The 14500-nt window shown below is 64.2% G+C and carries 14 protein-coding genes; 9 read left to right on the top strand and 5 right to left on the bottom strand.

What is annotated here, in order from left to right; all coding sequences use genetic code 11:
* Positions 1-59 precede the first annotated feature (59 nt).
* The 4 genes from A9Z00_RS06750 to A9Z00_RS06735 all read left to right on the top strand — a co-directional run bounded on the left by A9Z00_RS06750 (position 60) and on the right by A9Z00_RS06735 (position 4649).
* Positions 60-1079, top strand: coding sequence for a globin-coupled sensor protein (locus A9Z00_RS06750; protein ID WP_296975394.1), 1020 nt, complete (start codon positions 60-62; stop codon positions 1077-1079).
* Between the two features lie 102 nt (positions 1080-1181).
* A complete protein-coding gene (gene hflK / locus A9Z00_RS06745; protein WP_296975393.1) occupies positions 1182-2270 on the top strand; it encodes an FtsH protease activity modulator HflK in 1089 nt (362 codons plus the stop codon).
* Positions 2267-3136 carry a protease modulator HflC gene (gene hflC, locus A9Z00_RS06740; RefSeq protein WP_296975392.1) on the top strand — a complete coding sequence of 290 codons (870 nt, stop codon included), beginning with the start codon at positions 2267-2269 and terminating at the stop codon, positions 3134-3136. Before hflK ends, hflC begins: the two co-directional genes overlap by 4 nt.
* Positions 3137-3413: 277 nt before the next feature.
* Positions 3414-4649: an MFS transporter gene (locus A9Z00_RS06735; protein ID WP_296975391.1), complete on the top strand. Its 1236-nt coding sequence runs from the start codon at positions 3414-3416 to the stop codon at positions 4647-4649.
* 58 nt (positions 4650-4707) lie between these two features.
* Here the strand turns inward: A9Z00_RS06735 and yhbH are convergent, their stop codons facing one another.
* The gene (yhbH, locus tag A9Z00_RS06730) at positions 4708-5865 is read right to left on the bottom strand and encodes a sporulation protein YhbH (protein ID WP_296975390.1); all 1158 of its coding nucleotides are present in this window, start codon (positions 5863-5865) and stop codon (positions 4708-4710) included.
* Between the two features lie 255 nt (positions 5866-6120).
* Positions 6121-6540 carry a hypothetical protein gene (locus A9Z00_RS06725; RefSeq protein ID WP_296975389.1) on the bottom strand — a complete coding sequence of 140 codons (420 nt, stop codon included), beginning with the start codon at positions 6538-6540 and terminating at the stop codon, positions 6121-6123.
* Positions 6541-6609: 69 nt separating this feature from the next.
* On the opposite strand from A9Z00_RS06725, the gene A9Z00_RS06720 reads away from it, so the two are divergent.
* Together A9Z00_RS06720 and A9Z00_RS06715 are read left to right on the top strand one after the other, a co-directional pair.
* Positions 6610-7011, top strand: coding sequence for a DUF423 domain-containing protein (locus A9Z00_RS06720; protein ID WP_296975388.1), 402 nt, complete (start codon positions 6610-6612; stop codon positions 7009-7011).
* A 130-nt stretch (positions 7012-7141) separates the two neighbouring features.
* Positions 7142-9043 carry a putative bifunctional diguanylate cyclase/phosphodiesterase gene (locus A9Z00_RS06715; RefSeq protein ID WP_296975387.1) on the top strand — a complete coding sequence of 634 codons (1902 nt, stop codon included), beginning with the start codon at positions 7142-7144 and terminating at the stop codon, positions 9041-9043.
* Positions 9044-9098: 55 nt separating this feature from the next.
* On the opposite strand, the gene A9Z00_RS06710 is transcribed toward A9Z00_RS06715, so the two are convergent.
* Positions 9099-9695 carry a hypothetical protein gene (locus A9Z00_RS06710; RefSeq protein ID WP_296975386.1) on the bottom strand — a complete coding sequence of 199 codons (597 nt, stop codon included), beginning with the start codon at positions 9693-9695 and terminating at the stop codon, positions 9099-9101.
* Positions 9696-9878: 183 nt separating this feature from the next.
* Here A9Z00_RS06710 and A9Z00_RS06705 point away from each other — a divergent pair, with 183 nt between their 5' ends.
* Entirely contained in the window at positions 9879-10229 is a 351-nt protein-coding gene (locus A9Z00_RS06705; RefSeq protein ID WP_296975385.1) for a YunC family protein, read from the top strand.
* Between the two features lie 47 nt (positions 10230-10276).
* On the opposite strand, the gene mtnA is transcribed toward A9Z00_RS06705, so the two are convergent.
* Positions 10277-11341 (bottom strand): S-methyl-5-thioribose-1-phosphate isomerase, encoded by a 1065-nt coding sequence (gene mtnA, locus A9Z00_RS06700; protein ID WP_296975384.1) that lies wholly within the window; start codon positions 11339-11341, stop codon positions 10277-10279.
* A 6-nt stretch (positions 11342-11347) separates the two neighbouring features.
* A complete protein-coding gene (mtnK, locus tag A9Z00_RS06695) occupies positions 11348-12568 on the bottom strand; it encodes an S-methyl-5-thioribose kinase (RefSeq protein WP_296975383.1) in 1221 nt (406 codons plus the stop codon).
* A gap of 324 nt (positions 12569-12892) precedes the next feature.
* On the opposite strand from mtnK, the gene A9Z00_RS06690 reads away from it, so the two are divergent.
* A complete protein-coding gene (locus A9Z00_RS06690; RefSeq protein WP_296975382.1) occupies positions 12893-13546 on the top strand; it encodes a DUF1802 family protein in 654 nt (217 codons plus the stop codon).
* A 161-nt stretch (positions 13547-13707) separates the two neighbouring features.
* Positions 13708-14487 (top strand): Fe-S cluster assembly ATPase SufC, encoded by a 780-nt coding sequence (sufC, locus tag A9Z00_RS06685; RefSeq protein WP_296975381.1) that lies wholly within the window; start codon positions 13708-13710, stop codon positions 14485-14487.
* Positions 14488-14500 lie beyond the last annotated feature (13 nt).

The raw sequence follows: 14500 nt of genomic DNA, 5'->3' as shown, positions 1-14500 counted from the left end.
GTCTTTTCGTCTTTTTTAAGTCGACTATAATCAAATTTCAGAGGAGGAGGCGAAAATTCATGAAATTGTCACCGAAATGGAAGGAAATGGTCGACTACATCGGGCTCACGGATGCGGACACGGCCCTGCTGCACAGCAGGACGGCGGAGTTCGACAGGATCGCGGACGCCGTGACGGACGAGCTGTACCGGCGCATTCTGGCGCGTCCGGAACTGAAGGCGATCATCGAGCGGCACAGCACGGTCGGGCGCCTGAAGATGACGCAGCGCCAATATTTCATGTCAACGTGCACGCGGGAAATTGATGACGCTTACATTTCCAGACGGATGCAGATCGGCCGCGTCCACGCGCGGATCGGTCTGACCACGGGCTGGTATCTGGGTACATACATGATCTATCTGGATCTGGCGATCCGGCACCTGAAGCAGGTCTGCCCCGATGACTGGATGGATGTGACGCTGTCGCTGTCCAAAACGTTCAATCTCGATTCCCAGATCGTCCTGGAAGTCTACCAGGAGGAGGAGAAGGCCAAGATCGATCGTCTGGCCGAGGAGCGCGGCGGCATGCTGCGCGTCATCACGTCGTCGGTGCAGGAGCTGTCCGCCATGATGAACGAGCTCTCGAGGAGCAGCCGGGCGGTGGCCGAAAATGCGCGGGAAGCGGCGCACGCCCAGGAGCGGACGGGCGGGTCGATCCGGGCGCTGGAGACCGAGGTTCACGAAGTGGTGGAGATCGGCTCCGTCATGCGGGAGCTGTCGGACCGAACGCACCTGCTCGGGCTGAACGCGGCGATCGAGGCGGCCCGTGCCGGCGAGTACGGCCGGGGCTTCAGCATCGTCGCGGGAGAGGTGCGCAAGCTGGCGGCATCGTCGAAGGAATCGCTCGATACGGTGCATCGGAAGCTGGACCATATCCGCCAGACGATCCGGACGGCGGTCGAAATGGCGGAGCAATCCTCCGCCCGCGCGATGCGGCAGGCGGAGATCGCCGAAGAGCTGAGCGCCTATGTGCAGATGATCGAGCGCGTGGCGAAGGAGCTGGAATCGCTCAAAGATCAGGCCGCCGCGGCGACGATTTGACCGGGCGGCCCGTCCAAGGCCGGAGCGCGTTGAAACGCCTCCGGCCTTCGTATCGTATAAGGAGCATGCGGACCACACAGACAGGGAGGGGGAAGCGAACCGATGGAAGTCTACAAGGGCGGTCTGGACGGCAGGACGCGCAAGCAGATCCATCTGCCTCCGGGGTTTTGGAAGCAAATCGCGGTCGGCGCGGCCGTCGTGCTCGTGCTGCTCGTCGGCTCCACCTGTTTCTATACGGTGGAGGAGCAGGAGCGGGCGGCCATCCTGACCTTCGGCCGTTACACCGAGACGCAGGAGGAGCCGGGGCTGCATTTCAAGCTGCCGTATCCGATCCAACAGGTTGTGAAGGTGCCGGCCAATCTGACGCAGAAGCTTCAGATCGGCTACCGCGAGGATGAGAACGGGCAGTTCCGCGTCGTCGAGGAAGAGGCGCTCATGATCACGGGCGACGAGAACATCGTGCACGCGGACGCCGTCGTGGAATGGAAAATATCGGACGTTCGCGCCTATCTGTATAACATCGAGGATCCGGAGCGCTTCCTGCGCAACGCGGCGAGCGCCGCCATCCGATCGGTCATCGGGTCGACGAAGCTCGATTACGCGATCACCGACGGGAAGACCGTGATCCAGAACGAAGTGAAGCAGAAGCTCGAGGAACTGATGCGCGCGTATGACACGGGCATTTTCATCAGCGACGTGAAGTTCCAGGACATCGAGCCGCCGGAGGGCGAGGTGCAGCAGGCGTTCAAGGAAGTGACGAACGCCCGCGAGGAGAAAAACACGAAGATCAACCAGGCGCAGCGTTACGTGAACGACCGGCTGCCGAAGGCCCGGGGCGAGGCGCAGGCGATCATCGAGGCGGCGGAGGCGGAGAAGCGCGCCCGCATCCTGAACGCGGAGGGCGACGTCGCGAAGTTCAACGCGATCTACGAGGAATACGCGAAGAACCCGGAAGTGACGAAGAAGCGGCTCGTGCTCGAGACGCTCGAGCGGATTCTGCCGAACGCGAAGATCATCATCACGGACGGCAACGGCCATACGGTGCAATATTTGCCGCTTGACCAACTCTTGAGCCGCGCGCGGAGCGGCGCCTCCGGCTCGTCGCCGGGCGCGTCCGCGGGCCCGGCCGCATCGTCAGGCGGCGCGGCGGGCGCATCCGCCGGTCAGACGGAAGGGGGCGAATCGCGATGAAGGCGCGCGGAGCCTTGCTGATCGGGCTCGGTCTCCTGCTCATCGTCATCGTCCTGTCCGGATCGCTGTTCATCGTGCGGGAAGGGGAATACAAGGTCGTGCTCCGCTTCGGCGAAGCGACGCGCATCCATTCCGAGCCCGGCATCAAGTTCAAGATGCCGTTCGTCGAGTCGGTGCGCACGCTGCCGAAGTACCAGAAGATTTACGACAGCGAGCCGACCCTGATCCTGACGAACGACAAGAAGCCGATCATCGTCGACAACTATACGGTTTGGCGGATCAGCAATCCCCAGCAGTTCCTGCGCTCCCTGAACACGGTATCGAACGCGGAGAGCCGGATTTCCGACGCCGTGTACAACGCGGTGCGGCGGAAGCTCTCGGAGATCGAATACGGCAGCATCATCAGCGAGAACACGGCGCGCGGCGACCTGAACGCCGAGATCACGAAGATCGTGTCCGACGTCGCGGTGAACCAGGGCTACGGGATCGAGATCATCGACGTCCGGATCAAGCGGACCGACCTGCCGCCGGAGAACAAGGAATCCGTCTACAACCGGATGATCTCGGACCGGCAGTCGATCGCCGCGGGCTATCTGTCCGAGGGCGACGAGGAATCGCGCAAGATCACGTCGAACGCCGACCGCCAGGCGAAGGAGCTCATCGCCGAGGCCGAGGCGCGGGCGAAGAAGATCATCGCGGAAGGGGAACAGGAAGCGGCCCGCATCTACAACGAGGCGTACGGCAAGGATCCGGAATTTTACGAGCTGTACCGCACGCTGGAAAGCTATGTGAAGACGTTCGAGGGCGAACCGGTCATCATGATTCCGATCGATTCGCCATATGCCCGCCTGCTGCTGGGCGAATGACCCTGATCGACGGCCGTCCGGAAGCGCCGCTTCCGGACGGCCGTTCTGCGATGTGCGGACGCGCGGGATGAAGCCTTCATCGGCGGTTTCGTCGCGGCGGCCGTTCGCGGCCGGCCGGCCGGGGATCGGCGGCGGTCCGGGACCGTTCGTCCGCAAGCCGTCGGAATTTGCGACAAAAAGTCGAAATCCGTCTGTTTATTTTGCGGGACGTGTAGTAGAATGGGTGGAGTCGGACAACCAACGCAAACGTTTCGGGGAGAGGCAGAAGGGATTCGCCATGAGGAAACTGCGCGGCGCGCTGGAGCAGGTCAGGCTGGAACTCGGGCCGGACGCCTGGCACAATTTCCGGGTTGACACGTCGGCGGCGCTGCTGTTTGCTTTTTTCAACGTCGTCATCAACCAGTTCTATCTCACGATGGCGCTGAGGGCCGGCGCGACCGACTTCCAGGCCGGGCTGCTGGCGGCGGCGCCGGCGGTCGGCCTGATGCTGTCGCCGATCTGGGCCTCGCTCATCGAGCGCTCGCAGAACCCGCGCCCGTACATGATCTGGCCGAACCTGATCGGGCGCACGCTCATCCTCCTGCCGGCGTTCTTCGGCACGCCGGCCGTCTTCGTCGCGGTCGCGCTCGCCTTCCAGCTGCTGATGGGGGTGCAGGCGCCCGCCTACGCCGCGCTCATTCCGCGGATGTATCCGCCGCGCCACCGCGGCCGGCTCATGGGCAACGTCCGCGTCGCGATGGTCCTGCTCATGATCCCGATGGCGTACCTCGTCGGCTGGTGGATGGACAAGGCGGGTTCGGGCGGGCCGCTCGCGTCCGCCTCCGTGCTCGGCGTCCTGTCGATCCTCATCTTCACCGGGATCCGGGAGACGGTGCCGGCAAACGCCGCTTCCGGCGGCCTGGCCTCCGCGGGGCTTCGGCGCGGGGGATTCGGGAACCAGTGGCGCCTCGTGCGCGAGAGCCGGGAGCTCGGCCTGTTCCTGTTCGCCACGACGCTCACCGGTTTCTGCAACATCGCGTCCCAGCCGCTCTACCAGATCATCCAGGTGGACCGGCTGGCGCTCTCGAACGTGGAGATCGGCTGGGCGCGGATCGTGTACTATGTCTGCCTGCTCGCGTCCTATCTCGTCGTCGGCTGGGTGATCGACCGGTTCTCGGCGCGGCGCACGGTCATCTGGGGCCTCGCCGCGTTCTCGGCCGTACCGGCGCTGTACGCGATGTTCGAGAGCTATCCGGCCGTCCTCGCGGGCAGCGCGATTCTCGCCGTCGGCGACGCGATTTGGGACATCGGGTTCATGACGTACGTCTTCCGGCTCGCGCCGGGACGGGAGGCCGTGGCCTTCGGCCTGCACATGATGCTGTTCGGTATCCGCGGCACGATCGGCCCGCTCCTGTCGACGGCGCTCTCCGGCGCCGGGCTGCCGATGTCCGTTCTGCTGGGCGCCGCCGCGCTCTTCGGCTGGGCCGGCGTCCTGCTCTTCCTGCTGCTCGGCAGGCGGACATCCGAAGCATGAGACGGCAAAAGCCGCAGGCCCCTTGCGGGTCTGCGGCTTTGCGCGTTTCGGACGTCCCTCATACGGCGGGCTGCTCGCGGCGGTGGAAGAACGATTTGAGCGCGGCGTAGACTTCGTTTTTTTCGCGGATGACGTAATAGAGGAAGCGCGGGTATGTGATGTGCTTGTAGGCCGACATCAGGGTGCTTGACCGGTTGTACTGGTTCACTTCGCCGTAGCCGAACATGTTCGCCCGCTCGAGCAGCTCGCCGATCAGCTTCACGCAGCGCTCGTTGTCGCTCGTCAGGTTGTCGCCGTCGGAGAAATGGAACGGGTAGATGTTGTATTGGGACGGCGGGTACCGGGAATCGATGATCTCGAGCGCCTTCGCGTAGGCGGAGGAGCAGATCGTGCCCCCGCTTTCGCCGCGGTTGAAGAATTCCTCCTCCGTCACTTCCTTTGCTTCCGTATGGTGCGCGATGAACACGATCTCGACGTTCTCGTAGCGGTGCCTGAGGAATCGGGTCATCCAGAAGAAAAACGTGCGCGCGACGTATTTCTCGAAGCTGCCCATCGAGCCCGAGGTGTCCATCATCGCGAGCACGACGGCGTTCGAGGTCGGCTGCACGATCTCTTCCCAGGTCTTGTAGCGCAGATCCTCGGGCGATATGCCGCCGATGCCCCGCTTGCCCCTGAGCGCGTTGCGGCGCAGGTTCTCGAGGATCGTCCGCTTTTTGTCGATGTTGGCCATGATGCCTTTCTTGCGGACGTCGTTGAACCGGATGTCCTTCGTTTCCAGCCGGTTCTTGTCCTTCGGGCTCAGGAAGGGAAGCTCGAGCTCTTCGAACAGCATCGTCTCGATCTCCTCGAGCGTCACTTCCGCCTCGATCACGTCCTCGCCGGGCTGGTCGCCCGCGCCTTCCCCCTTGCCGCCGGCACCCGAAGGATCGACGCCGACGATGTCGCCGACCGAGCTCGAGCCGTCTCCCTGGCCGACGTGCCGGCTCTTGTTGTAATTGTAGATGAACCGGTACTCGTCCAGGCTGCGGATCGGCACCTTGATGATCTGCTTGCCGTCCGACAGGATGATGCTCTCTTCGGACACCAGATCCGGCAAGTTCCGGCGGATCGCTTCGCGCACTTTCTCCTGGTGCCTCGCCTGGTCCTGATAGCCTTTGCGATGCAGCGACCAGTCTTCCCGGGACACGATGAACGTCGGCCGGACGGCGTCCCGCATGGGCCCGCACCTCCCGCATCGGCAGCCTGCCGTATGGTTTCTCCATAACTATTCATATTCGCGGCGGACGCGGTTATGTGATGGGGGGCTTGCCCAATCCGGCGCCTGCCGGCCATGTGGAGCGGGATGCGGGGAACAAAAGGGCGGGGGCCGGGAGCGGCGATTTGCCGCCGGGGCTTCCGGTCCGCTATAGTGGGAGTGAAGCGCCTGGGGCGGATCGGGCGGCCCCGCGCGAGGCCGCCCGATGCGTCCGGATTATTGCGTTTGCGCGAGGAGGCCGAGCAGGGTCGAGAGGATCGTGCCGACCGCGACCAGGCCGTTCAGGACGAGGCCGAGGATCGCAAAGACGCGGCGCCGGTTCCGGATGACGCAGCCGACGATCCCGAGCACGACGCCGACGAAGGCGATCAGCACGCCGAGGAGATACAGCAGGCTGCCGCCCAGAAACGACGCATCCCCGGCGAGCTCTTCGGGGTCGGGCATGAAGAAGACGCCGTTCTCGTCGATGTAATCGACCAGCCCGGCGGCGATGATGAAGATCGCGATGATGACCGCCAGGATGCTGATCAATCCGAGAATGAAGGAAGCGATGCCCGGACCGGAATGTTTCGGACGGTCCTCCCGCTCCGGCGGCGAGGGGGAAAATGCGGGCGTTTGCCCTTGCGTCGAATCCACTTGTCCGAATCCTCCCGTATGTCGTAATGTGTCTATTATACCATAACTTTACGGAATGGGTGTGGGAATATGAACTGGAAGCGGCATGCCGCGGCCGGCGCAATCTACGCGGGACTGGCCGTCGCGCTGGGCGCGTTCGGCGCCCATGTGCTGGAGGAGCGGATCGCGGCGGACGCGATGTCGACCTGGGAGACCGCCGCCCGCTATCACATGTATCACGCGCTCGGGCTCATCCTGACGGCGCTCGTCTCCGGGCGCCGGGAGGCGGACGAACGGCTGCTGGCCTGGGCGCTGCGGCTCCTGCAGGCCGGGATCTGGCTGTTCGCGGGCAGCCTGTACGTGCTCGTGCTGACCGGCGCAGGCTGGCTCGGCGCGGTCACGCCGCTCGGCGGCGTCTGCTGGGTGACGGCCTGGGGGCTTGCGGCCGCCGCGCTGCTGCGCGACCGGCGGCAGCGATTCGACGGACGGTGACAGCTTTCATTCCGGAACATGTGATCTCCGTTACGAAAAAGATGCCGAAACCGGAAACTTCCGCTATAATGTAAAATATATATTTCCGTCACCCCCCTAACCTATCGTGTCGGGAAGGATGGTCGCGCAAATGGCATTGCATGATCCGGTCCGCGAAGGCAAGCTGCGGCGGAGTTCCTCCACCGCGGGCGCCGCCCCGGTGCTCTGGATCATCGGAGCAATCGCGGCGTGGGCCATGCTCGCCCCCCTGCTCTTGCCGGGCAAGGCAGCCGGTTGGACGACAGCCGCGGCGGCCGCGACCGGGTTCGTCGCATCAGCGGTTCTTGCCCTGTCACGCCCGAAGCGGGAAGGCGCCGGAGAGGCGTCGGTCCGGAACGCGGGCGAAACGATTTTCCGGCACGGTCCGTTTCCGCTCGTCATCGCGGATGCGGAGGGACGGGTCCTGGATGCGAACGATGCAATGCTGCATCTGTACGGGTACGAGCGCGCCGAATTGGACGGGATGCGCCTGTCGGAGCTCGCGGCCCGCGATTCCCGGTGCAGACTGGCCGAGCTGCTGAAGGGGGCGGTCGCCGGGGAGAAGCGGCAGGCCGAGCTCCCGATGCTGCACAAGAGCGGTTATGAAATGGAGGTGCGGCTCACGCTCTCTCCCTGCCCGCTGGCGGACGGCGAGCGCGGCGCCGTCGTGCTCGTCCAGGATCTGGGGGAACAGAAGCGAAGCTCGGAACGGATCCGGTATCTCGCTTACTATGACGACATGACCGGTCTGCCGAACCGGCGGTTGTTCATGAATACCCTGGAGGAAGCGCTTTCCCGCCCGCGCCCGTCCGGAAGCAGGTCCGCGGTGCTGTATCTGGATCTGGACCGGTTCAAGCTGGTGAACGATTCGTTCGGAAGGGATTTCGGCGACATGCTGCTCCTGCAGGTGGCGGAGCGGCTCTCCCGCAATCTGGGAACCAACGATCTCGCGGCGCGCATGGAGGGAGACGAGTTCGCCGTCCTGTACGACGAGGTCGCCTCCGAAGCGGAAGCGCTGGAGCGGGCGCAGCTCCTGCTCCGGCTGCTGGAGGAGCCGTTCGAGCTGCAGGGGCATCCCTTTCATCTGAGCGCCAGCATCGGCATCGCCCTGGCCGCGGCCGGCAGCGATCCGGTCGCGGTGATCAAGCACGCCGACATCGCGCTCGGGATGGTGAAGGACAACGGGCGCAACGGCTGCATGCTCTACTCCGGGGAGGCGGACAACTCCTCGCTCGAGCGGCTGACGATGCAGCACGAGATGAAGCTCGCGCTCGCGCGCGGAGATTTCCGGCTGTATTATCAGCCGCAGTATGAGATCGTATCGGGACGGCTGATCGGCATGGAAGCGCTCCTCCGCTGGCAGCATCCCGAACGGGGCATGATTCCGCCGGGCGAATTCATTCCGATCGCGGAGGAGAGCGGCCTGATCGTGCAGCTCGGCGATTGGGTGCTGGCCGAGGCGTGCCGGCAGAACAAGGCCTGGCAGGAAGCGGGGCTTCCGGCCGTGCCGGTGTCCGTCAACCTGTCGATGCGCCAGTTCCTGCAGCGGAACCTGAAGGAACGGGTCGAGCGCGTGCTGGCCGAGACGGGCCTCGAGCCGCAATATCTCGAGCTGGAGATCACCGAGTCGATGACGATGGACGTGAAATACGCGACCGCCTGCCTGCTCGATCTGGCGGCGCTCGGCGTGCGCATCAGCATCGACGATTTCGGCACGGGGTACAGTTCGTTTCACCATCTGAAGAATTTTCCGATCCACCGCCTGAAAATCGACCGTTCGTTCGTCCGCGACATCCGTCAGGATCCGAACGACGCGGCCATCGTCGCGGCGATCATCGCGATGGCCCACAACCTCAACCTGTCGGTCATCGCGGAGGGGGTGGAGACGGAGGAACAGCTCCTGTTCCTCAAGTCCCATCGCTGCGACGGCTTCCAGGGCTATTACAGGAGTCCGCCCGTGCCGTCGGAGCAGGCGGAAACGCTGCTGCGCGAAGCCGACGGACGGGCGGAATGACCGGGCCTTGCGAATCATCGGGCCTTGCGCATTGGCCCATGCTGTCCGGTTTTTTTTAGACTTCGATGAAATCGTCGATCTCGAACAGGCCGAAGGTGTAGACCTTCTTCTCGTCCACGTGATAGACCGTGACATTGTAGGTCGATTCGTCCAGATTGATGATCCGGCACGGGACGTTCAGCTTGACGCCGCGGCCGCGGTTGACGGACAACCGGACGAGCCGGTTGTCCGCGATGTACCCGCGGATGCGATCCATCGCTTCGTCGATGCAGGAAGGGGAGCCGCTTTCCCGCGCGTCTCCCTTCGCGTTTCCGTCCGTTTCTTTCAGGGCCGTTCCCTGGGGCTTCCCGGAAACGGCGGACGGTTTGGCGGAGGCTGCCGGGTGCACGGCCGTCGAAGGCGCCGCGGGCGTGCGGGCGTGCGCGAACTCCGGCGGGATCGGAACCGGCTGCAAGGGATGCGGTCCCTGCGTGACCTGCTGAATGAGCCGTCCAGTCGCGATGCCGGAGATGATCCGGTAGTCGACGAAATCGCACCGGTTCAGCGCGGTAATGAGTTGTTCGAGCGCCAGCGCGTTGCTGTCGCCTTCAATCATCAGATCCACGTTGAATATGTACAGGTTTCTCCCCATCTGTTGATCGTTCTTTCTCATCTCGAAAAGCACCTTTCCTTTCCTGCTCATTTATTGTAGCACGAGCAGGACCCTTGGCATAGATTTCATCCCAAAAAAAATGACGTCGGTCACGGGCACGGGGCGCCTGCCCTCGCGAACATCAGACCATGGGCATAGGTTGGAAGCAGGGATTGTGACATCACCTGACGGAGGGGGATCGCGATGATCCGGCTGGTACCCGTGCCGTTCGAGGGCGGCGTCGCCCTGGGCGTGGAAGTGAAGCTGCCCAAGACGACGCTGCTTGCGATCGCGACCGATACCGGATATATCATGTGCGGCGCGCTGGACGTGGCGCTGCTGAACGAACGGCTGGCCGACCGCGGCATCGTGGCGGGCCGGGCCGTCGGGGTGCGGACATTGGAGGAGCTGATGGAGGCGCCGCTGGAGTCGGTGACCCACGCGGCCGAGGCGCTCGGCATCCGGCCGGGAATGCGCGGTGCCGACGCGCTGAAGCGAATGGCCGGGTCGGCGGATTCGCCCGGACGGACGGGGGATCACGCATCCGGAAAATGAAAAACGGCCGTTCGGGCGGAGTTCGCCCGAAACGGCCGTTGCCGTTTTCATTGCGTCTCGAACAGCCTGCGCAGGTTCACGTCGTAGGGTGCGCGCACGATGCCCTTCTCGGTGATGATCGCATCGACGTATTCGGCGGGTGTCACGTCGAAGGCGGGGTTGTAGACCTTGACGCCGTGCGGGGCCGTCCTGCGGCCGAAGCCTTCGGTGATTTCCTCCGCCGGCCGCTCCTCGATCGGAATCTCCGCACCGGTCGGCGTTTTCAGGTCGATCGTCGACAGCGGGCAGGCGACGTAGAACGGGATGCCGTGCGCCTTCGCGAGCACGGCGACGCCGTAGGTGCCGATCTTGTTCGCGACGTCGCCGTTCGCCGCGACGCGGTCGGCGCCGACGATGACGGCCTGGACCCGGCCGGCGCGCATGACCGCCGCGGCCATGTTGTCGCAGATGAGCGTCACGTCGATGCCGGCCTGATGAAGCTCGAACGCCGTCAGCCGCGCTCCCTGCAGCACGGGGCGCGTCTCGTCCGCGAACACCTTCAGCCGGATGCCCCGCTCGGCGGCGAGGTAGAACGGTGCGAGCGCCGTGCCGTATTTTGCGGTCGCGAGGGCGCCGGCGTTGCAATGGGTCAGGACGCCCATGCCGTCCTTGAGCAGCGTGAGCGCGTGCTCGCCGATCCGGCGGTTCGTCTCGATGTCCTCCTCGTGGATCGCCTTCGCTTCCCGGACGAGCGCCTCCTGGCATTCGGCGGCGGAAGCGCCGCTTGCCGCAAGCCGTTCGGCCCGCTTCGTCATCCGGTCGAGCGCCCAGAACAGGTTGACGGCGGTCGGACGGGAGGTGGCGAGGTACCCGGCATGGCGCCTGACGGCTTCCAGCCAGGCGGCCGCGCTTTCGTGAACCGCCTTCGCGGCGCCGAGCGCAACGCCGTAGGCGGCGGCGATGCCGATCGCCGGCGCGCCGCGCACGGCGAGGGTGCGGATCGCCTCCCATACTTCTTCCGGCGTGGTGAGCCTGAGGTATTCGATATGTTCGGGAAGCCGCCGCTGGTCCAGCAGTTCGAGATGCGTGCCGGCCCAGTTCAGCGGCGACAGCGGTTGATGCGTCGTCTTCATGGCGCATTATCCTTCCAGCGCGGCTGCCGCTTCGCGGGCCGTCTCGATCACGAAGTCGATGGATTCCGCCCCGCGGCCGCCCTTGATCAGCGCCTTGCCGATGCGAAGCGCGACGCGCTGGGCCTTCTCCCGGACGGCGGGGTCGGGGATGCGGTCGATGTCGGCGACGTGCGCGAGCCCGACGATCCGGCGGACCATTTTGCACCCGGCGTACCCGATCGAATCCTGCAGCAGGCGGCGCATGTAGTCGTCCCGATAGCCGGGCGTCTCGCGGGCGACGCGGTCGACGTTCTTCTCCTCCCAGTGCGCGCGGAATTTCCGGTCGAATTGCGTCCAGATGCTCTTGACCGTCTCCAGCAAATATTCGCGATAGCTTGTCCGCGACGCCCCGTCGGCGCTCCAGTGGAGCTGGCCGGCGTAGTTCAGCAGCAGGTTGGCGATGACGGCGCCCACGTCGAATCCCATCGGTCCGTAGTATGCGAACTCGGGGTCGATCACTTTCGTCGAGTCTTCGCGGACGAAGATGCTGCCCGTGTGCAGGTCGCCGTGCAGCAGCGCCTGGCCCTGCGTCAGGAATTTCTCGCGCAGCAGCGCGACTTCGAAGTGCAGCTCCGCGTCCGTCCGCAGCGCTTCGGCTTCGTCCTCGATCGCCGGATCGTAGTGGTTGTTCGGCGACACGGTGTACGGATCGTCGAAGATGAGATCCTCGGTGATCTTGCACAGCTCCGGATTGATGAATCGGCCGGCCTTGAGCTTCTTCTCCTGCTGGTTCATGCCGAGGTCCGACGTGAAGAACAGCGTGTTCGCGAGGAACGTCGAGATGTGGTCGGCGAACAGCGGATAGCGGCGGCATTGCATCAGTCCGGCGCGCATGATGATGTGGTCGCTCAGATCCTCCATGACGGTGAGGGCGAGATCCGGTTCATACCGGTATACCTTCGGCACGAGGCCCGGTGCGAGCCGGCCTTCCTCGATCAGCGCCTCGCTCTCGATGCGCGAGCGGTCGAGCGTGAGCGGCCAGGATTCGCCGACGACCTTCGCGTAAGGGAGCGCCTGTTTCAGGATGAGGCCGCGGCCCGACGTTTCGTCGCGGACGTGGAAGACGAGGTTCAGGTTGCCGTCGCCGATCTCGCGGCAGGTCAGTCTCGCGTTCGGCGGGAAAACCCCCTCGACTTCGCGCGCGATTCCGATCGCCTCCCGTTCGGAAAGCGGATGGTATGCAGCCAAAGGCGGCACCTCCGTAACGCCGTTTTGGAATCGATGGCTATAAGTATAAAATATTTTTATTCTGATTGGAATACCCAGATTTAAATGGCGGACGGGAATGGCGGGGAGTCCGGAAAAATTTCTACAATAAAATATAGATGGTTTTTACTTTCTTGATGGTCGCGCCTATAAAAAAGTAAGAAATCCGCTTGACGGCGGCACGGGACTGGTCCGACGCGGGCAGCCGGACGGGCCGCCGGTTCCTGATTCCTCCCCGCGTTAGCATCGGGTGCCGGGTTCTGGTATAATGAAGACTCAGCATGGAATCGGGGGGATGCCGGGGCCATGTCGAATACGATCACGAGGGCGGAAGACGCGATGCGGGACGCGGACGGTCGGATGACGGACGATGCCGGCGGCGTCCGGGACGGCATCGCGCTGAAGGAATGGGCGTCGGCGATCGAAGCGCTGGCGGCCGGACGCCAGATCATCCTCATGCGCAAGGGCGGGATCGCCGAGGAGACGCGGGAGTTCCGGCTCGAGGCGCCCCGGTTCTGGCTGCTGCCGACCTACGAGCACCAGCGGGAACATCTGCTCAAGGCGGAGGAACGGCCGCTGATCGCCCGCACGCAGGCCGAACGCGCGGCGGCGGGGGGCGCGCTCCTCATCAAGGCCTGGGCGGAGGCGATGCGCGACCTCGAAGTGACGGACGCGGAGACGCTGGCGCGGCTGGACCGTTTTCACATCTGGACGGGCGCGTTCGCGGAGGAGCGGCTCCGCTGGAAGCGGACGAAGCCGCTGCATGTGCTCGTGCTGCGCGTCCACGTGCTGGAGGAGCCGGTCCGGATCCCGCACCGCGAATCGTACGCCGGATGCAAATCCTGGGTGAGGCTTGAGGACGTTCCCGGGGATGTCCGTTTCCGTCCCGCGCTTTCCGACGGGGAATTCCGTCGTCTTGAGGCGGAAATCCTGAACGCGCTGGGGCTTGCGGCGGAGTGACATCCCCGCCGACCGCCGGTTTGTCCGGATGTCAGCGGACCCGGGCCGGCGTTTGTTGCTTTGAGCGGGGAAATATATTAGAATAATTTTAAATTACACGGTGATTTTCACTGATAATCACCATCAATCCCTACAGTACAATGCGGAAGGAGACACCATATATGGCGACGCGTTTCACGGTCAAGGGTCTGCGGGTGTCGGTTGAAGGCAAGGAAATTCTGAAGGGCATCGATCTCGACATCCGCGGCGGCGAAATCCACGCCATCATGGGGCCGAACGGCACGGGCAAGAGCACGCTCGCGTCGGCGCTCATGGGGCATCCGAAATATGAGGTGACGGCGGGCGAGGCGCTGCTCGACGGCGAGAACCTGCTCGAGATGGAAGTCGACGAGCGGGCGCGGGCGGGCCTGTTCCTCGCGATGCAGTATCCGAGCGAAATTTCGGGCGTGACGAACGCGGACTTCCTGCGCAGCGCGATCAACGCGCGCCGCGGCGAAGGGAATGAGATTTCGCTCATCAAGTTCATCCGTCAGCTCGAGAGCAAGATGAAGGAGCTCGAGATGGACCCCGAGCTCGCCCACCGCTATCTGAACGAAGGGTTCTCGGGGGGCGAGAAGAAGCGGAACGAAATCCTGCAGATGATGATGCTCGAGCCGAAGATCGTCATCCTCGACGAGGTCGACTCGGGTCTCGACATCGACGCGCTGAAGATCGTCGCAAAAGGCGTCAACAGCATGCGTTCGGAAGACCGCGGCTTCCTCATCATCACGCACTATCAGCGGCTGCTCAACTACATCCGGCCGGATTACGTCCACGTCATGATGCAGGGCCGCATCGTGAAATCGGGCGGACCGGAGCTTGCGGAGCGCCTCGAAGCCGAAGGGTACGACTGGGTCAAGGAAGAGCTGGGCATCATCGACGAGACCGTCGGTCAAGCCTGAGGGAGAGGGGCGC

It is taken from the genome of Thermobacillus sp. ZCTH02-B1 (assembly GCF_002159085.1).
GTDB lineage: Bacteria > Bacillota > Bacilli > Paenibacillales > Paenibacillaceae > Thermobacillus.
Note: the sequence above shows the minus strand (reverse complement) of the source record. Positions and strands in the feature narration are given on the sequence as shown.